Consider the following 20,196-nt stretch of genomic DNA (forward strand, 5'->3'; position numbering starts at 1 on the left):
ATCTGGTGCTCCCCACGCGAGTGGGGATGATCCTCCGTCGATGGTGTCGCGTGCGCTGTTCAGGCCGTGCTCCCCACGCGAGTGGGGATGATCCCACCATCTCATAGAAAGAAAGCCTTAATGCCAGGTGCTCCCCACGCGAGTGGGGATGATCCTACGCACGGCTAGGATGGCGGTTTTGCCGGCCAGTGCTCCCCACGCGAGTGGGGATGATCCCGCAAAGAGCCACTTTGTGTCAGCCTATTGCAGTGTGCTCCCCACGCGAGTGGGGATGATCCCACATCCGCCTGGCAGCCCCGTGAAGCCGACCAGTGCTCCCCACGCGAGTGGGGATGATCCGGAGTAGAGGTGCTAGCCGCACTCCCCGCCGCCGTGCTCCCCACGCGAGTGGGGATGATCCCGGCGCAGCCGCAGCCGGTGCGGGGGCCGGGGTGTGCTCCCCACGCGAGTGGGGATGATCCCCCCCGAGACCCGATGGCCGCGCTCAAGATCTAGTGCTCCCCACGCGAGTGGGGATGATCCGTGGGTTCAAACATGGTCGTAATCTGTGTGTTCGTGCTCCCCACGCGAGTGGGGATGATCCTCGCCAAGCATCGACTGGTGACCTGTCAAACCGGTGCTCCCCACGCGAGTGGGGATGATCCCCAGAGCGCCCTGACCGGAAACCACCCCCACTCGTGCTCCCCACGCGAGTGGGGATGATCCACTCGGGTTTGGGTGTCGGCGTCGAGGCCGGCGGTGCTCCCCACGCGAGTGGGGATGATCCTGGGGGGCGTCTCAGCAAAACGGCAGACGAGCCGTGCTCCCCACGCGAGTGGGGATGATCCTGATCGCGTCACGGCGGGCCATGGCCTCGTATCGTGCTCCCCACGCGAGTGGGGATGATCCCCAGCCGGTGTCCACGGGGCACATCTGCTTGGCGTGCTCCCCACGCGAGTGGGGATGATCCCTCTGCCGGCGAGGGTCCGCGCACGCTCGGGCCGTGCTCCCCACGCGAGTGGGGATGATCCGGTCATTCCATGTGGCCGGGCCGTCGAGGCCCAGTGCTCCCCACGCGAGTGGGGATGATCCTAGTCACGGGGGTCGAGGCGGCTTCTGAGGGCAGTGCTCCCCACGCGAGTGGGGATGATCCCCCCCCTCGGGGGTTGCGCACTGTATATGGATCGTGCTCCCCACGCGAGTGGGGATGATCCGGTTGAGCGCTGCCGAAGCCTGGACGACCTAGCGTGCTCCCCACGCGAGTGGGGATGATCCGGCCTTGGTTGACGGGCTGGTCGACGCGGGCGTGTGCTCCCCACGCGAGTGGGGATGATCCCCTGACCAGCGCCAACCTGCGCGGCGCCAACCTGTGCTCCCCACGCGAGTGGGGATGATCCTGAGCGCCTCCGAAGTGCTGCGGCAGGTCGAGGGTGCTCCCCACGCGAGTGGGGATGATCCTGGCGGACACGATTTGTGGCATGATCGTCGCGGGTGCTCCCCACGCGAGTGGGGATGATCCGGCACGGCCCGCAACGGTGAGGGCGGGACGGACGTGCTCCCCACGCGAGTGGGGATGATCCCGAGGACGTACGGCGTGTCATCGACGCCTGCTGGGTGCTCCCCACGCGAGTGGGGATGATCCCCGTGCACCGCCGACATCACGGCCGCGCGCGGCGTGCTCCCCACGCGAGTGGGGATGATCCCAGAAGAGCCCCCTGTACACCATGCGCCCTCCAGTGCTCCCCACGCGAGTGGGGATGATCCCCGCACGCCCCCATGCCAGAAAAGACCGACCCAGTGCTCCCCACGCGAGTGGGGATGATCCTATCTTCGAAGCGCTAGCCTCCCTCACCGGTGCGTGCTCCCCACGCGAGTGGGGATGATCCGGCGTGCTCCGTGGCGAGATGTTCCAAGACTTCGTGCTCCCCACGCGAGTGGGGATGATCCCTGGAATCCCGGCCTCCGTATGGGAGTCCGAACGTGCTCCCCACGCGAGTGGGGATGATCCTGTGTCAGGGTGGCGCACGGGTATTCGTGGCCGGTGCTCCCCACGCGAGTGGGGATGATCCCACGCCGAAGAGGGAGCCGCTCTGAGCTTCCGGGTGCTCCCCACGCGAGTGGGGATGATCCGCGACTCGAAGTAGTGAACGGCGCTCTCGACCTGTGCTCCCCACGCGAGTGGGGATGATCCGGAGCCAGCGGCCGACGCCCTCTACGGCGTCAGGTGCTCCCCACGCGAGTGGGGATGATCCCGGGAGGGCAAGGAGTCCGCCGACGGATTCAGCGTGCTCCCCACGCGAGTGGGGATGATCCTCTTGCATAGCCACATTTGTACTGCATTGCAAGGTGCTCCCCACGCGAGTGGGGATGATCCCTGCGCTTGCGGGCAGCTGAGGTCAAGGCCGAGGTGCTCCCCACGCGAGTGGGGATGATCCTTGCAGGATGGGGGTCATACCCCGAGATGGTGAGTGCTCCCCACGCGAGTGGGGATGATCCTATGTGGCGCGCCATCCAGCTGTCCCCCGCCACGTGCTCCCCACGCGAGTGGGGATGATCCGTAGGCAAATGGGGCGTCCAGGGGGCCCTCCTCGTGCTCCCCACGCGAGTGGGGATGATCCGAACGCCAAGACCGACACCAAGCAGCTCCAGGCGTGCTCCCCACGCGAGTGGGGATGATCCGAGCACCGCCGTATCGAACTGGAACGCCTGGACGTGCTCCCCACGCGAGTGGGGATGATCCGGCTAAAAAATGAACGTCATCTCTAGCGTCGGAGTGCTCCCCACGCGAGTGGGGATGATCCCATCCAGATGGTGCGCGTGCCGTGGTCGGTCAGGTGCTCCCCACGCGAGTGGGGATGATCCCAAACCGCCCCCCTCAAGCTCAGCAACTACACTGTGCTCCCCACGCGAGTGGGGATGATCCGGCCGGGGGCAGGAGAGAAAAGGAGGCCGAGATGTGCTCCCCACGCGAGTGGGGATGATCCAGTCGGCTGCTGGGCCGGCACCCTCGCCGACCTGGTGCTCCCCACGCGAGTGGGGATGATCCCGAGCGCCGACCCGAGATGGGAAACCCGCGAGGGTGCTCCCCACGCGAGTGGGGATGATCCCCGCGAGCGGGGTAGCGAGCATGGTTGCATCAGGTGCTCCCCACGCGAGTGGGGATGATCCTGGGAGGCTCCCGAGACTGGCGCCCAGTCGATCGTGCTCCCCACGCGAGTGGGGATGATCCGCAGCGGGGCATCACGGAGTCCGCCCTTAGTGAGTGCTCCCCACGCGAGTGGGGATGATCCTGTCGAGCGGGCCCCGACTGCCTCGCTCATGTGGTGCTCCCCACGCGAGTGGGGATGATCCCTCCGGCACTAAAATTTCTTGGGCTGGCAAGAAGTGCTCCCCACGCGAGTGGGGATGATCCGGCTCAGGACCCTAACCGCCCCCTCGGAGGTGCGTGCTCCCCACGCGAGTGGGGATGATCCCCATTCCCACCGTTAAAGCTGCGACTATTGAGCGTGCTCCCCACGCGAGTGGGGATGATCCGCCGCTGCTGGTGGTGCCGCTGATTCTCGGATCGTGCTCCCCACGCGAGTGGGGATGATCCCAAATGAGTCCTCGCTTCGTCACTAGCCCCGCCGTGCTCCCCACGCGAGTGGGGATGATCCCCTGGCCCACGCCAACCTGTCGGACACCAACCTGTGCTCCCCACGCGAGTGGGGATGATCCCACGGTGTCAAGGGCTCCGATGGACTGCTCCAGGTGCTCCCCACGCGAGTGGGGATGATCCGTCCACACTGCTCCGAGCCGTCAACATCGACCGGTGCTCCCCACGCGAGTGGGGATGATCCCATGATCTTGGCGTCAATCTCGACGGTGCGGTCGTGCTCCCCACGCGAGTGGGGATGATCCGCCCTCATCCACGCCGTAAACATGGGCCTAGCCGTGCTCCCCACGCGAGTGGGGATGATCCTTGGTCGTCGGGCGGCATCGTGTCGACATACGAGTGCTCCCCACGCGAGTGGGGATGATCCGAGTGACCCAGACGCTCGAATTCGATATCGCACGTGCTCCCCACGCGAGTGGGGATGATCCGACGCCACCCATTTCGCCCATGTCAACTTGGGCGTGCTCCCCACGCGAGTGGGGATGATCCGAGCCAATCACAGCGGTGATCCAGGACATGGACGTGCTCCCCACGCGAGTGGGGATGATCCGCCTTCTCGGCCTGACGAAGGGCCTTCTTGGTCGTGCTCCCCACACGAGTGGGGATGATCCGAGCCGACGGCGGGGGTGCCTGCAAGCGAGTCAGTGCTCCCCACGCGAGTGGGGATGATCCGCTGGCGGCGACGGCCGGGACTATTCTTGAGCGGTGCTCCCCACGCGAGTGGGGATGATCCCCCGCTTGTGGTGGTACCGCTGATTCGCGGGTCGTGCTCCCCACGCGAGTGGGGATGATCCTGCGACTCGGGTCGCGGCGGCTTTCCCGAGTGCGTGCTCCCCACGCGAGTGGGGATGATCCAATATCCGTCCCCGCTCCGCCTCGACGGCGACAGTGCTCCCCACGCGAGTGGGGATGATCCGTCCTCGCCGCGGCCACCCTGTCTATCTCCTACGTGCTCCCCACGCGAGTGGGGATGATCCTTTCTGGAGCAGCGCGGGCGAGACGGGCTAATCGTGCTCCCCACGCGAGTGGGGATGATCCTGTGGCTTGGCGGCCTTTATGGCCGACACGGCCGTGCTCCCCACGCGAGTGGGGATGATCCCGGGCGCCGATCTGATGGACGCCGACCTGCGCGGTGCTCCCCACGCGAGTGGGGATGATCCGATCATGTTCTGCGGTAAGGATGTTGCTGAAGCGTGCTCCCCACGCGAGTGGGGATGATCCGGCCGCCGTCGAAGAGCACCGCCGTATCGAACTGGTGCTCCCCACGCGAGTGGGGATGATCCGACCCGCGTCACGTCCGCCAACCACGTCCGCAAGTGCTCCCCACGCGAGTGGGGATGATCCCTGGGAGAGGGATCTTGGTCCCTCCCTACTTGTGTGCTCCCCACGCGAGTGGGGATGATCCCTCTTCGAGCTGCTCCCAGGCCGCACCGAAGCAGTGCTCCCCACGCGAGTGGGGATGATCCCACTTCGTCTTCTTCCGAAGTCCAAGTATTCTTGTGCTCCCCACGCGAGTGGGGATGATCCGATGAACTCGTGCGGGTAGTCGGCTTCATCGTCGTGCTCCCCACGCGAGTGGGGATGATCCCCACGAGAAGGTCGACCCGATCGCAGCAAGGGCGTGCTCCCCACGCGAGTGGGGATGATCCTCCGCCGACCTGATCGGCGACACAGAGCGAGCGGTGCTCCCCACGCGAGTGGGGATGATCCTATCTTCCTATGGAAGATAGTCCGTACCTGACTGTGCTCCCCACGCGAGTGGGGATGATCCGGCGCGCGCCGGGATCGCCTGGCTGGTTTTCGGGTGCTCCCCACGCGAGTGGGGATGATCCGTCTGCCGAGCACGCCACGGGGCGTGCGCTTGAGTGCTCCCCACGCGAGTGGGGATGATCCCTGTCCTCGCCATCCAACAGCAGATCAGAGACCGTGCTCCCCACGCGAGTGGGGATGATCCCTCAGCAACTCCAAATCGAGAAGGGAGACTGACAGTGCTCCCCACGCGAGTGGGGATGATCCCGAGTTGCCACTTCTCCGCGAAATCGGCAGTCTGTGCTCCCCACGCGAGTGGGGATGATCCTATCGATATCCGATCACCCTCGCCGCGCCACTCGTGCTCCCCACGCGAGTGGGGATGATCCGTGACCGACACGATCCGCGTCGGCACCGGCGCGGTGCTCCCCACGCGAGTGGGGATGATCCGAAACCGGCCCCCACTAGGCAAAACGCCTGGCGGTGCTCCCCACGCGAGTGGGGATGATCCAGGCGGTGAGTAGTGAGCGACACGGAGCACTGGGTGCTCCCCACGCGAGTGGGGATGATCCCGTGACGTGCGCATGCACCCTGCTGGCGGCCCTGTGCTCCCCACGCGAGTGGGGATGATCCGCTCCAGGCTGCCGAGGCCTTCGCCATCGCCGAGTGCTCCCCACGCGAGTGGGGATGATCCGTCTTTGGTCACCCTCTCGAAAGACGGCGAGCAGTGCTCCCCACGCGAGTGGGGATGATCCCTGGGAGCGCGTTTCCTCGGCGGGGGAGGCAGCGTGCTCCCCACGCGAGTGGGGATGATCCGTACAAATTCAACCCGAACTCCGACGCTGGCGTGTGCTCCCCACGCGAGTGGGGATGATCCCAGCGCGTAGAGCCCGTTCACCACCACAGGGGTGTGCTCCCCACGCGAGTGGGGATGATCCGCTCTCACCCATGTCCGAGCTCGTGCAGCCTGCGTGCTCCCCACGCGAGTGGGGATGATCCTGTCCGCGAGCTCCATCACTCATCTCCCGAGCGGTGCTCCCCACGCGAGTGGGGATGATCCGAGCGCGGCAAGCGGTCAGCAGTCGTCGTTGACGTGCTCCCCACGCGAGTGGGGATGATCCGTTTTACTCATAAGAGCAAAAGAGGCCCGGCAGGTGCTCCCCACGCGAGTGGGGATGATCCGTGGGCTGGGATAGGCTGGGATGAGCTCTCATTGTGCTCCCCACGCGAGTGGGGATGATCCGGACCTGACCATGACCATCATCGACAGCTTCGAGTGCTCCCCACGCGAGTGGGGATGATCCCTGCGCCTCGGCGTGTACTCCGCGGATCTGCCCGTGCTCCCCACGCGAGTGGGGATGATCCGTCGGTCTTGGTCAGCGGGGTGAGCTCGGCTGAGTGCTCCCCACGCGAGTGGGGATGATCCCTGCATCTGTCCCGACAGGCATACCTGCCAACGGTGCTCCCCACGCGAGTGGGGATGATCCGGTCACGATCCAGCTCCTTGACGGTACAGAAACGTGCTCCCCACGCGAGTGGGGATGATCCGCACCAGCCGCCTCCGGGGCCTGCTGCAAGCCGGTGCTCCCCACGCGAGTGGGGATGATCCCACTGGCCTGAGCAACGCGCGCGACACCATCAAGTGCTCCCCACGCGAGTGGGGATGATCCAACCTGTACCGCGCCAACCTGCACCGCGCTACCCTGTGCTCCCCACGCGAGTGGGGATGATCCAGGTCGTGGCGGTGGGTCACGGTCGGTTCTCCTGTGCTCCCCACGCGAGTGGGGATGATCCGGCCGCCGATCTGGCGGCTGGGGGGTTCAGTAAGTGCTCCCCACGCGAGTGGGGATGATCCTTGGGATAAGGGTTGGGGCCGTTAGGTCGTCTAGTGCTCCCCACGCGAGTGGGGATGATCCGTGCTGGTGGTGGAGGTTCCGCAGGGCGTTGGCGGTGCTCCCCACGCGAGTGGGGATGATCCCGCCCCGCCCCCATCCTTGTTTCCCGCCTGACCGTGCTCCCCACGCGAGTGGGGATGATCCCGCTAACGTCGATGTCGGCCGCTTCAAGGTCGGGTGCTCCCCACGCGAGTGGGGATGATCCTGTGCCCGCCGAGTACGCCAGGCATATTGAGAAGTGCTCCCCACGCGAGTGGGGATGATCCTCCATACCCCCATTGGGGTGGCGTAGGCGCCCCGTGCTCCCCACGCGAGTGGGGATGATCCCGTCGTCGAGATCCACCAGGAGAAGGTGGAGGTGTGCTCCCCACGCGAGTGGGGATGATCCTCTCGACCGGCGGACCGTCGTCGCGCGCCACCAGTGCTCCCCACGCGAGTGGGGATGATCCGCAGACCCTCTTGCTGTGGTCGCTTCGGACTGGAGTGCTCCCCACGCGAGTGGGGATGATCCCGCTACCCTGCGCGGCGCCAACCTGTCGGACGCGTGCTCCCCACGCGAGTGGGGATGATCCGTCGCAAGTGTTGCCGTCCGTCCGCTACCCAGAGTGCTCCCCACGCGAGTGGGGATGATCCTTGATCACAACAGAAGATGAGCCTGCCGACTCGGTGCTCCCCACGCGAGTGGGGATGATCCCAGTCGAGAAGATCCGAGTTTATGGGGATCAGCGTGCTCCCCACGCGAGTGGGGATGATCCACCGAAATCAACACCGCCTGGCCGCGCCGATCGGTGCTCCCCACGCGAGTGGGGATGATCCGGCGTTAGCGAGGCCCCGTCTCAGCTGCCGGTTGTGCTCCCCACGCGAGTGGGGATGATCCTCTCTGACACTTCGTCGCGGCCACTCCTGACCAGTGCTCCCCACGCGAGTGGGGATGATCCTTTCTAGGAACTCCTCAGCGTCAATCTCGGGCAGTGCTCCCCACGCGAGTGGGGATGATCCCATGGGACAGACGGCCCCGGGACATGGGACACAGTGCTCCCCACGCGAGTGGGGATGATCCCGCCACTTGATCATCAAGTCGGGCTCGGTTGCCGTGCTCCCCACGCGAGTGGGGATGATCCGGCTCGACATGGTGCCGCAGGCGCTCAGCCAGCGTGCTCCCCACGCGAGTGGGGATGATCCGCCCTCCTCCGTACCCCGGAGCTAGGGGGGTCCGTGCTCCCCACGCGAGTGGGGATGATCCCGTCGCCCGGCACATATGCGGCCTCAGCCGAAAGTGCTCCCCACGCGAGTGGGGATGATCCCCCCACTCGCCCCAACTGGCGGCGCCCAGCCGAGTGCTCCCCACGCGAGTGGGGATGATCCGGGCGCTTTCTCGTTCAGGGCCGGGATGGCGGGGTGCTCCCCACGCGAGTGGGGATGATCCCTTCCCGCCGGGGGTCTCCGTGATGAACTTCGAGTGCTCCCCACGCGAGTGGGGATGATCCTGTCACGCGCCGGGATGCCCGCGTCGAGGGCGAGTGCTCCCCACGCGAGTGGGGATGATCCCTCGGCATCGGCCCCGTCGTCGAGGACGTCGTGGTGCTCCCCACGCGAGTGGGGATGATCCCAGCACGCCGGTCGATTTCTCGGTCTCTTCGAAGTGCTCCCCACGCGAGTGGGGATGATCCGGACGGACTTCTCTCCGATTTGGACGCAGGTCTGTGCTCCCCACGCGAGTGGGGATGATCCTCTTGAGTTGGCTCCGCATCGGTGGAAGAGAGTGTGCTCCCCACGCGAGTGGGGATGATCCCGACTTGCGGCGCGGAGCAAATCCAAATCTAGCGTGCTCCCCACGCGAGTGGGGATGATCCCTACCTCGGCGTTACGCGCCAGACGGTCGGCACGTGCTCCCCACGCGAGTGGGGATGATCCTTGGGGCCCGGCTTCCTCAAGTTTGGGGAGACCGTGCTCCCCACGCGAGTGGGGATGATCCTCACCGGCGCAATCTGGGTGGGCCCCCCGATGGGTGCTCCCCACGCGAGTGGGGATGATCCTTTGTGTAGTCGCTACCGACGAATGACCGAGCAGTGCTCCCCACGCGAGTGGGGATGATCCTCACGCGCCGGGTGAGCTGGACCCACCCCGTGGGTGCTCCCCACGCGAGTGGGGATGATCCGCATTGGCATGTCGCGGCACGAAAGGCTGGGATGTGCTCCCCACGCGAGTGGGGATGATCCGCGGGGATGATCCGCTCGCGGTAGATCCCCGTCGGAGAGGGGGTGGGTGCTCCCCACGCGAGTGGGGATGATCCGTGACTCGCCCCCGACGGGGCATCAACTGACCCGTGCTCCCCACGCGAGTGGGGATGATCCTCCGAGGCCTTCCTGCAGGGCAGGCAGGTTGTCGTGCTCCCCACGCGAGTGGGGATGATCCTACCGGGCTGGCCTCTCTGGTGGCCAGCCTGTCGTGCTCCCCACGCGAGTGGGGATGATCCCGCCGCCCTCGGCGGGCGTCGGGTGTCCTTGATGTGCTCCCCACGCGAGTGGGGATGATCCTACCGACTCAGTCCGCAGGGCCGACGCATGTACGTGCTCCCCACGCGAGTGGGGATGATCCATACAGAACCATCCGCGACGGAGACGACCGCATGTGCTCCCCACGCGAGTGGGGATAATCCGCACGTCGCACCCTACGCCAACATCAACCGTGGGTGCTCCCCACGCGAGTGGGGATGATCCGCATGCGGTAGATCCCCGCCGGAGAGGGGGTGGGTGCTCCCCACGCGAGTGGGGATGATCCGGCTATCAGCGGGAACCGCACAACCAAGGCCGTGTGCTCCCCACGCGAGTGGGGATGATCCGAAGCAGCCCGGTGCCCACACGGCGCTGAACGCGTGCTCCCCACGCGAGTGGGGATGATCCCTTGGTCGCCCCGTCCGCCGAAGCGGCAGAAGCGTGCTCCCCACGCGAGTGGGGATGAATCGATCGCTGGGAAAGCTACGCATGCCTGACCGGAGTGCTCCCCACGCGAGTGGGGATGATCCATTTTCCGTTCGATGGTGGTTAGGCGGTCGTGGGTGCTCCCCACGCGAGTGGGGATGATCCGACTATTCCGAGTGGCTGGGCAGCTCCGATGGCGTGCTCCCCACGCGAGTGGGGATGATCCGCAGCCTCTGTGACGATAGAGACCTGCCCGGACGTGCTCCCCACGCGAGTGGGGATGATCCGATTTGCAGCCACGCGCGAGGCGCGAGGGTGTCGTGCTCCCCACGCGAGTGGGGATGATCCCCTGACGGACGCCGACCTGCCCCGCGCCAACCTGTGCTCCCCACGCGAGTGGGGATGATCCCGCGTACTTCGTCCCGACGTGGCAGGGGTGGCGGTGCTCCCCACGCGAGTGGGGATGATCCGAGCTAGCCCGATCCGTGGGCTCCATCCGCGACGTGCTCCCCACGCGAGTGGGGATGATCCCTATTCGTGCCGCTGAGTAGGCGGGCCAAGGAAGTGCTCCCCACGCGAGTGGGGATGATCCTAGGCTCTTGGCGGAGCTATTGCTTACGCGGTCGTGCTCCCCACGCGAGTGGGGATGATCCTGTGACCATACACGCCCCGACCCCAGGGCAGGTGTGCTCCCCACGCGAGTGGGGATGATCCGCCCATCGTCAATGCCTGGCGCTGCGCCAACCCGTGCTCCCCACGCGAGTGGGGATGATCCTCTCGTGCTGTGCCACGGATCACACCTCCCAACGTGCTCCCCACGCGAGTGGGGATGATCCGCGCCTTGGCGGCGGCTTTTGCGCCAGCCACGAGTGCTCCCCACGCGAGTGGGGATGATCCGGCCATCGCAGCGGAGATCAGAGCCGCTGTAGCGTGCTCCCCACGCGAGTGGGGATGATCCGCCGCCCGGACGGCTTGGCGAGCAGGCCGGTCAGTGCTCCCCACGCGAGTGGGGATGATCCGGGAATCCCCACGGCGTGGCGTGCCAGCGTGGAGTGCTCCCCACGCGAGTGGGGATGATCCGCCGCGAAGGGGCTGATCCACCCCGACCACCTGGTGCTCCCCACGCGAGTGGGGATGATCCACACTGCTCACCGTTTCCGCGATCGGCCTGTCGGTGCTCCCCACGCGAGTGGGGATGATCCACGCCCTGGCCGGTCGCAGCAGTCAACAACGACGTGCTCCCCACGCGAGTGGGGATGATCCGCCACCCCTGTGCTGCCCATCGAGTCCCCGGACGTGCTCCCCACGCGAGTGGGGATGATCCTTTCCGCATTTTCTGGCAGCCCTTCCGCAAGCTGTGCTCCCCACGCGAGTGGGGATGATCCCAGCTCGGCGTGACGAAGCTGCTCGGCTGCGACGTGCTCCCCACGCGAGTGGGGATGATCCCCACCTGCCCCAGGTCCTCGCGCCAGGTGGCGAGTGCTCCCCACGCGAGTGGGGATGATCCGCTGATGGGTGCCCCATTTCGCCACCCCGAGGGGTGCTCCCCACGCGAGTGGGGATGATCCGCTGCTCAAACGGAAAGGGAAACAGCGGCAGCCGTGCTCCCCACGCGAGTGGGGATGATCCTGATCTATCCGCCAAGGTGCAAAAGGCGTCCCCGTGCTCCCCACGCGAGTGGGGATGATCCGCCAGGGGGCAAGGATGGTCCGCGCCGATGCCATGTGCTCCCCACGCGAGTGGGGATGATCCGCCGGAAGCGGCGCCTCCCCGGCACGCCTTAGGGGTGCTCCCCACGCGAGTGGGGATGATCCGCCCTTGCGATCCATCAGCGCGCAACTGCCGACGTGCTCCCCACGCGAGTGGGGATGATCCTGTGCGGCCTGCCACGCGGACTCCGACGAGGACGTGCTCCCCACGCGAGTGGGGATGATCCCTCGTAGGTGCCGCGCCCTTGCCGGTAGTCCTGGTGCTCCCCACGCGAGTGGGGATGATCCCGGTCACGTATGACCAGTTGGCGGCGCCGGTGCGGTGCTCCCCACGCGAGTGGGGATGATCCCAGAGACTCGGCTTCGGTGATGTAGTCGCGGGTGTGCTCCCCACGCGAGTGGGGATGATCCGAACTCCCGCAGGCTGGACCCCAATGGGATGCGGTGCTCCCCACGCGAGTGGGGATGATCCGTCGGCCTCGGGCAGCAGCAGGCCGGAGAAGCCGTGCTCCCCACGCGGATGATCCGTCGGCCTCGGGCAGCAGCAGGCCGGAGAAGCCGTGCTCCCCACGCGAGTGGGGATGATCCGATCACCGCCTCCGTTGCCAAGCAAACCGCCGAGTGCTCCCCACGCGAGTGGGGATGATCCGTTATTAACATGATGGGAGAGTGAAAGTGGAAGGTGCTCCCCACGCGAGTGGGGATGATCCGCGGTAGCCGCCGAGGCGATGCAACAACAACCGGTGCTCCCCACGCGAGTGGGGATGATCCGTTGTTGACGACTGGGATGTTCTTGGGGGGCAGGTGCTCCCCACGCGAGTGGGGATGATCCTGGGACTCAGGATGGACCGTCGCAGCCCGCGTCGTGCTCCCCACACGAGTGGGGATGCTCCAGAGTCCGATAGACTGGCGAGATGAAGGCTCTCACAGTGCGCTATCCTTGGGCACAATTTATCGCCGCTGGAGCGAAAACTGTCGAAAACCGCAATTGGCGCCCCGCATCTCTGCCTGCTCAGATAGCCATCCACGCTGGGGTTGGGGCAGATCCCGTCCCGGGGGATATGGCTGCGCCGCCAAAGGATCGGCTAGGACAGGCGGTTGCCCTGGTAACCGTGGCCAGCTGCCATGCCCCCGGGACGGAATGTGGCGCGGCCTGCGCGGTTTGGGGCGATCCCGATTCTCGGTGGCACTGGGTACTGAGCGACATGAAGGAATTGCCCCCGGGTCCGAAGCTCCGCGGGCAGCTTGGCCTGTGGGATCTGTCGCTGCACGATATAACGGTCGCCCCGATGGTGGGCGCTCCCCACGCAAGTGAGGATGATCCGTCGATAGGATAGAAGGGGAACTGATCCTCAACCGTGCTCCCCACGCGAGTGGGGATGGTTCGGCGATGCTCGCCGCCCGCAAGCGCATCACCCGGTGCTCCCCACGCAAGTGGGGATGGTTCTGTGCGCTTTCGTCGGTGGTGTTGTTATGGGAGTCGCGCCTAGAGGCCTATTCCAAAGGTCGTGCCGGGCTGCCGCACGTCGGATCGGGCGGTAAGAGCCCAGTACCTTGGTAAAAGCGTTCAGCGCAGAAGGCGAATGTTGACGCCTCTCTTGTATCGGCCGGAGTGTCCTCCCCCAGACGGCATCGGAACAATCTCTCGTGGAACTGATCCGACTACGGGGAATGAGGAACCACCCAGTTGTGTGTTCCTCAGAAGCTTGGGACTCCTTCCCGCCGAGGACTTCGCCATGACAACGTGAGGCTCCGCAACAGGCGTACACAACCCACCGAGCCAAAAAATTGGGGTGGCACGAGCGATAGCCCATGCCACCCCAAAGTGGTTGCAACAGGATCAGACGCCAGTGCTAGGCAGAGAAGGCTTGCCAGGCTTACCAGGCTTGGTCGGTGCAGGTTTGCCAGGCTTGGTCGGCTTGTCGTCGGGCTTGCCCGGGTTGGTCACCTGGGGGATACCCGCGATGTAGGTCAGGGTCACCATCTGCGGAGAAACCCACTCGTAGCCGGGCTTGGCGTTGCGCAGCCGCAGCTGGTAGGTGCCGCTTTGCAGGCTGTCCGGGACCTCCCAGGCCACAGGGCTCTGGGTGGCGCCTTCCTTGGTGACCTCGACCCACTGATCCCCGATCTTCAGGTCGACGCGGTAGTCGGACAGCTCAGGGTTGGCACCGACGATGTACTGCGTCGGAAAAGCGGAGATGCCGGGCTTGGTCTTATCGATAGTCACCTCGTAGGAGGCGAATCCGATGCGCGCAGCCGAACCGTAGTGATGAGCCTTGGCAGTCTGCAGCTCAACCGTATTGAAGATCCCCTTCTTACCCAGCCGCGAGAAGAACTCACCGTCTTCGACCTGCTTCTGGGTGAGCCCTGCCTGCAGCACGGTGATACCCGAACCGATCTCGAGGTCGGCGGGCACCTTCACCTCGTGGATGCCACTGCCGAGCTTGAAGGGGGTGCCGACCTGCTTGAACACCGTGAAGGGGTTGGGCTGGCCGTTGTGCTCCTTGTCGAACGAGGGTTGAGCGCGGGTCACCTGGTAGAAGGCGAACGACGCCTCCTCGTCCTTGGGCAGGCCGACGTCAACCCGCGTCATCTCGCCCGGACGCAGCACGCTCGTCCCGGCGGTGAAGCCGACCGAGCAGATCGGACCACCGGGCGGGCAGGCCTTCGCCAAGTCCTCGCCCTCCAGGGCATGGGCAGGGGTGACAACAAAAGCACTTGTGGCGACGACCGCCGCCGCAAAAGCTGCGAGTATTTTCTTCACAGACTTTCCTTCCGTTAGTAACTTCAGATCCGCCCGAAGTTCTGGGACGGACCGCAAGAAAGACTAACAGCAGATCCGGCTCAGGGACAGGAGAACCGGCTGGAAGCCATCGGCCCCGCCCCAGACGCCCACCGGATGATGGGCTCAGAGGCAACCACTGTTAAGCTGCACCCAGAAGCTGTATGTGCCACAGGCACGGGAACCCGGTGAGACTCCGGGGCTGACGCGCAGCGGTAACGGTGACGAGTCGACGAATACGGCCACTGGGAGCCCCCGGGAAGGCAGTTGACGAGGATGATCCGAAGCCCGAAGACCACAGCTTCGCGGAGAGTTCGCATGAGGGCCTCGCGGTAAGGCTCGTGGATCGTGGAGTCACTTGGTGGCAATTTGGAAGAATGTGCACAGCTGGCTGAAACGCCTCAGCCCGCTGCTGGCACTCGTGATCGTCGCAATCACAGCGGTGAGTGTCGTCTACTCAGTCAACATCGGTTCTGAGTCCCTGGACAGTTCCGCTGTCTGGGACGTTATCCGCAGCAAACTTGCAGGCGAGATGAGTGGCCATCCCACCGTCGAGACCATCGTCTGGGAGTTGCGCCTACCCCGCGCGCTCCTAGCCGTCATCGTCGGGGCCGGCCTGGGTATTGCAGGCTGCGGGATGCAGACCCTGGTGCGCAACCCACTCGCCGACCCCTACCTGCTGGGCGTCTCCGCGGGCGCTTCGGTGGGCGCAACAGCCGTGATCACCTTTGGCGTCCTCTCTAGCTTCGGGCTGTGGTCCATCTCGGTGGGCGCGCTTCTCGGCTCGCTCGCCGCAGCCCTGGCTGTATACCTGGTAGCGATGGCGCAGGGCGGGTTGACCCCGATCCGGCTGGTCCTGTCCGGCGTCGTGCTCTCCTCGGCTTTCTCCGCGATAGCCAGCTTCCTCGTTTTCAAGGGACCCGATCCGCGTGCCGCGCAGTCCGTGCTCTTCTGGTTGCTGGGCAGCGTATCCGGCGCGCAATGGAACAAGCTAGCGCTGCCCGCGGTCGTCGTCGCGGTCTGCCTGCTCCTGCTGCTGCTCGGCCACAATTGGCTGGATGCGCTCGCCTGGGGACCGGACTCCGCCGCGGCGCTGGGCGTCCCGGTCAACCGGGTTCGGCAGGGCCTCTTCCTTATCCTGGCGGTGCTGGTGGGCGTACTGGTGGCGGTTTCCGGTGGCATCGGCTTCGTCGGCCTGGTCATCCCCCACTTGTGCCGCATGGTGGTCGGTTCCCTGCATCGACGGCTCCTCCCCCTCGCCGCAACCGTGGGTGGCCTGTTCCTGCTCTGGGTGGATGTGCTCTCCCGGGTAGTGGCCGCACCAGCCGAGGTTCCACTAGGCGTCGTCACCGGCCTGATCGGCGCCCCCGTGTTCCTCATCGTCATGGGCCGCCGCAGCTACGGATTCGGAGGTGCCGCATGACCCGCTTGGACGCAGAGAACCTGACCTGCAAGATCGGCCACCGCGTGATCGTGCGCGACGTCAGCCTGAGCGTCGAGCCCAAGACCATGACCGCGATCATTGGCGTCAACGGCGTGGGAAAGTCCACCCTGATGCGGGCGCTGGCTGGCATCAACCCTCCGGCCAACGGGAGGGTGCTCGTCGACGGCAAGGATCTGACCGCCCTGACACCCCGCGAGCGAGCCCGAAGCATCGCGTTCGTCGCTCAGGAAGAGGCCGCCCCCGAGGATCTCACCCTCACCGAAATGATCATGCTGGGCCGACTCCCCCACCTCATGCCGTGGGCCGTAGGCAGCGCCCGCGAACGAAAGATCGTCTCGGACTGCCTGGAGTTGGTGGGCCTAACCAAGCTCGCCAACCGACGCTGCAGCCAGCTCTCCGGCGGTGAGCGCCGACGCGCGATGCTCGCCAAAGGCCTGGCCCAGGGCACCGAACTCTTGCTCCTCGACGAACCAACCAACCACCTAGACGTTCACCACCAGATCCATCTTCTTCAAACGATGCGCGCCACCGGCCGCACCATCGTCGCCACCATTCACGACCTCGACCTTGCCATGGGCTGGTTTGATCGCGTGATCATCCTCGCGGACGGCAAAACCCTCGCGCTGGGGGCTCCGCCACAGACCATGTCCGTCGAAAACCTGGACCACGCTTTCAAAGTAGTTGCCCGGCAAATACCGCCCGTCGACGATGGTGTCCGCCACCTCGTAATCGACGGATTGTCCGACACCCCTCACCACTAATTAACCCAGTAAGGAAGCAAAATGAAGTTCGTTCTCCGCACGGCCGCGCTGCTCTGCGCGCCGCTCATCGCGCTCAGCGCATGCTCCTCCACAGCCACTCAGCCCACGGACGCCACCAGCTCCGCGGGCAGCGCTGCGTCCGCCACTCAGAGCGCTGACATCAACGCCAGTGGCGAGATCAGCGTCACCAACTGCGGCAAGACCCTCAGCCTGCCCGGCCCCGCCAAGAAGATGTACATCAACGACGGCAACATCATCGCCCTCGCACTCGCTGCGGGCGCCCACAAGGAGATCACGGCGGTCAGCAGCCTCGGGCGCGACATCCCGGTGCTGAAGCAGAAGTACGGCGCGGAGGTCGTCGACGGGCTAAACGAGGTGTCCAAGGACTACCCCACCCTCGAATCCATCCTCGCCGCCGCGCCCGATCTCGTCGTCGCCGGCTGGAACTACGGCTTCTCCGAGGGCAAGAACCTCACCCCCGATATCCTGAAGGAGCGGGGCATCCCCTCCTATCTGCTCACCGAGTCGTGCCGCCAGGAGGGCAGCAACAAGCGAGGCATCGTCGACCCCTGGGAGGCTGTGCGGATCGACATCAACAACCTCGGCGCCATCACCGGCCACGCTGACACCGCCAAGGGCGTCATCGAGGACATGGACCAGCGTCTGTCCGCACTTGAGAAGGCCGCCAAGCCTGAGAAACAGCCAGTGGTGTTCGTGTTCGACTCCGCCAAGGACACCATCTTCACCAGCGGCTCCTTCGGCGCCCCCAATGCCATCATCGAGGCTGCGGGCGGGGTGAACGCCGCCGCGGACGTGGACGACACGTGGACCACCGTCAGCTGGGAGAAGCTGGCCACCGCAAAGCCCGACATCATCGCCTTCGTCGAATACCCCGGTCAGAGCTACGAGGATAAGGTGCAGATTCTCAAGGAACACCCCGTTTCCAAAGACTTCCCTGCTGTCGCGGAGGAACGCTTCGTCAACCTGCCTTACGCGCTGTGGACCGAAAGCCCCATGAACATCGATGCCGCCGAGTATCTGCGCAAGGCTTTCGAGCAGCACAAGCTGGCGCCGGAGTCGGACGTGAAGATCCACCTCGACATGCCCGCCGAGCTCCCGGGCCTGGGCAAGCTGCCCAAGAAGTAAGAAGTAACCCGCCCCGGCTCCTGAACCAACGCGAGCCCGAAACCGACCGGCCCGTCGGTAGCCGCTCCCAGCGCTACCGACGGGCCGGTTCGCCTTCTCCCCGCGATCGCGCCGCCACCGAAGCGGTATCCGACAACGCTGGGTCGAAGGTGCTGCGGACCCCAGCGGTTGGGTTCCCTGCAGCTGCCCTCTGCACTGGCTGGGCCGGCAGGATGCGGAGAGTCCCTTTCGACCGCCCGGCGCATGGCACGGCATGACCGTCGAAACAAGCCCCGAAAGCCCCAAGCACCATCCCGTCGAGGCAGACACACCATCGGGAACGGTTTAACCGCGTCCTCCAGCGGCCGCCGCCTGGGGCGGGATAGGGTGGGAACGTGCGAAATCTGAATGTTGCTGAGCTTGCCGACAAAATCCGCGAAGGCTCCCGGGGACACATCGCACGGGCGATCACCCTGGTGGAATCAACGAAACCCGAGCACCGTCATCTGGCGCACCAGTTGCTGCGCAACATCGCCTCCGACACCGGCAAGGCGTTCCGGGTTGGTGTGTCCGGAGTTCCCGGCGCGGGAAAGTCCACCTTCATCAACGCGATGGGGATGAAACTGGTGCGGGAGCGCAACCACAAGGTGGCCGTTCTCGCCATCGACCCCAGCTCGTCGCGCACCGGCGGGTCTATCCTCGGTGACCGCACCCGCATGGGAGACTTTGCCGCCCTCGAAAACGCCTTCGTGCGCCCCTCCCCGACGGCGGGCCACCTGGGCGGCGTCGCGCGCGCCACCCGCGAGTCCATGCTGGTGCTTGAAGCTGCCGGCTACGACGTGGTGCTGGTGGAGACGGTCGGCGTGGGCCAGTCCGAGGTGGCGGTGGCCGGCATGGTGGATACGTTTCTGATGCTGCAGGTCTCCGGTACCGGGGACCAGCTCCAGGGCATCAAGCGCGGCATCCTCGAACTCGCCGACGTGATCGCCATCACCAAGGCCGACGGCGACAACGAGGCCGACGCCCGCGTCGCCGCCCGCGACCTCAGCATCGCCATGAAACTCGTCACCGGTGACTCCGACAAGCGACGCGCCCCGGTACTCACCTGCTCCAGCTACACCGGGGCCGGCCTAGACGAGGTGTGGGACAACGTTGTACGGCACCGGGAGGAGTTGGAGGCCCAGGGCGTGCTGACCACCCGACGCCTCAACCAGCAGCGCGACTGGTTGTGGAACATGGTGCAAGGCGAGCTAGCTCAGGCGCTGCGCACGTCCTCCACGGTGCAGGCGGTTGCGCGCGACGTCGAGGCTCAGCTCGCCAGCGAGGAGTTGAGCGCGGTGGAGGGGGCCGAGCTGATCCTGGGCGCCTTCGCCCAGAGCCTGCCCGAGTTTCCCTGGGCGACGGGCACGCAGCCGGCCAATTCTTGAACGGGCACGCAACCGGTAGACTTTCCAGCCAAGTGTGCCTATTCAGGAGAGAGGAGGACGGATGGGCGTGTTCGACAAGGCAGAGCGCAAGATCGACTCGGTAGTTGGTAAGGTCTTCGCCAAGGCTTTCAAGGGCGACGTCGAACCCGTCGAGATCGGCGGGGGCATCCAGCGGGAACTGGATGCCGAGAAGCGCCTGCTCGACAAGGGCAAGCACCTAGTGCCGAATCATTTCACCGTCGGACTCTCCCAACACGACTATGAGCGGCTGTACCCCTACGCACGCAAACTCAACGCGGAGATCCTCCCGAGCATCCGCGAGCACGCCGCCACCAACCACTACGTGTTCAACGGGCCGATCTCTATCGAGTACGTGTTGCAGAAAGACCTCCCGGTGGGACAGTTCACGCTGCGTAGCGAGGCTGTCGAGGGCCGCTCCGACACTCCCGGCGGGCGCCTGGTCATCGAAGTGCACGGCGTCCGACACCCGCTGATGCCACCAGGCATCGTCATCGGGCGCGGAGCCGACGCCGACCTCCGCCTCAACGACCCCGGGGTCTCCCGACGGCACGCGCTGATCGCCGTCTCCGGCACCCCGGATCGGCCCATCGTCACCATCGAGGATCTCGGCTCCACCAACGGTGTCATCGTCAACGGCCAGAAGGTGTCCAAAACGGCGCTGCGCGAAGGCGCGCGCATCGAGTTGGGCAACACCCGGATGCTGATCCACGCCCCGGGGGAAATGTAGC

At 65.8% G+C, this 20,196-nt stretch carries 6 protein-coding genes, 2 CRISPR repeat arrays and 1 riboswitch (1 of these 9 running past the window's edge); of the genes, 5 read left to right on the top strand and 1 reads right to left on the bottom strand.

Annotation, left to right across the window (positions count from 1 at the left end):
* A CRISPR array of direct repeats spans positions 1 to 12,380; the repeat unit is 28 nt; unit sequence GTGCTCCCCACGCGAGTGGGGATGATCC; it begins 300 nt to the left of the window's first position.
* Positions 12,381 to 12,413: 33 nt separating this feature from the next.
* Positions 12,414 to 12,797: a CRISPR direct-repeat array (repeat unit 24 nt; unit sequence GTGCTCCCCACGCGAGTGGGGATG).
* Between the two features lie 951 nt (positions 12,798 to 13,748).
* The gene (locus EII42_RS09300) at positions 13,749 to 14,672 is read right to left on the bottom strand and encodes a hypothetical protein (protein ID WP_125171851.1); all 924 of its coding nucleotides are present in this window, start codon (positions 14,670 to 14,672) and stop codon (positions 13,749 to 13,751) included.
* A gap of 161 nt (positions 14,673 to 14,833) precedes the next feature.
* Positions 14,834 to 15,008, top strand: a riboswitch (cobalamin riboswitch).
* A gap of 43 nt (positions 15,009 to 15,051) precedes the next feature.
* On the opposite strand from EII42_RS09300, the gene EII42_RS09305 reads away from it, so the two are divergent.
* The 5 genes from EII42_RS09305 (at position 15,052) to EII42_RS09325 (ending at position 20,195) form a co-directional block, all read left to right on the top strand.
* Positions 15,052 to 16,113, top strand: a complete 1,062-nt coding sequence (locus EII42_RS09305; RefSeq protein ID WP_370318113.1) for a FecCD family ABC transporter permease — start codon at positions 15,052 to 15,054, stop codon at positions 16,111 to 16,113.
* Entirely contained in the window at positions 16,110 to 16,895 is a 786-nt protein-coding gene (locus tag EII42_RS09310; protein WP_125171852.1) for an ABC transporter ATP-binding protein, read from the top strand. The genes EII42_RS09305 and EII42_RS09310 overlap by 4 nt, the downstream gene beginning before the upstream one ends.
* A gap of 21 nt (positions 16,896 to 16,916) precedes the next feature.
* Positions 16,917 to 18,041, top strand: coding sequence for an ABC transporter substrate-binding protein (locus EII42_RS09315; RefSeq protein ID WP_125171853.1), 1,125 nt, complete (start codon positions 16,917 to 16,919; stop codon positions 18,039 to 18,041).
* Between the two features lie 374 nt (positions 18,042 to 18,415).
* Positions 18,416 to 19,447 carry a methylmalonyl Co-A mutase-associated GTPase MeaB gene (meaB, locus tag EII42_RS09320; RefSeq protein ID WP_125171854.1) on the top strand — a complete coding sequence of 344 codons (1,032 nt, stop codon included), beginning with the start codon at positions 18,416 to 18,418 and terminating at the stop codon, positions 19,445 to 19,447.
* A gap of 61 nt (positions 19,448 to 19,508) precedes the next feature.
* Positions 19,509 to 20,195: a DUF3662 and FHA domain-containing protein gene (locus tag EII42_RS09325; RefSeq protein ID WP_125171855.1), complete on the top strand. Its 687-nt coding sequence runs from the start codon at positions 19,509 to 19,511 to the stop codon at positions 20,193 to 20,195.
* Position 20,196: the final 1 nt, after the last annotated feature.

Source organism: Tessaracoccus sp. OH4464_COT-324, from assembly GCF_003932855.1.
In the GTDB taxonomy this organism is placed as follows: Bacteria; Actinomycetota; Actinomycetes; order Propionibacteriales; family Propionibacteriaceae; genus Arachnia.

Coding starts and splice junctions, on each gene's coding strand:
- EII42_RS09310 (WP_125171852.1), top strand. CDS start 16,110: ATGACCCGCTTGGACGCAGAGAACCTGACCTGCAAGATCGGCCACCGC.
- EII42_RS09315 (WP_125171853.1), top strand. CDS start 16,917: ATGAAGTTCGTTCTCCGCACGGCCGCGCTGCTCTGCGCGCCGCTCATC.
- EII42_RS09325 (WP_125171855.1), top strand. CDS start 19,509: ATGGGCGTGTTCGACAAGGCAGAGCGCAAGATCGACTCGGTAGTTGGT.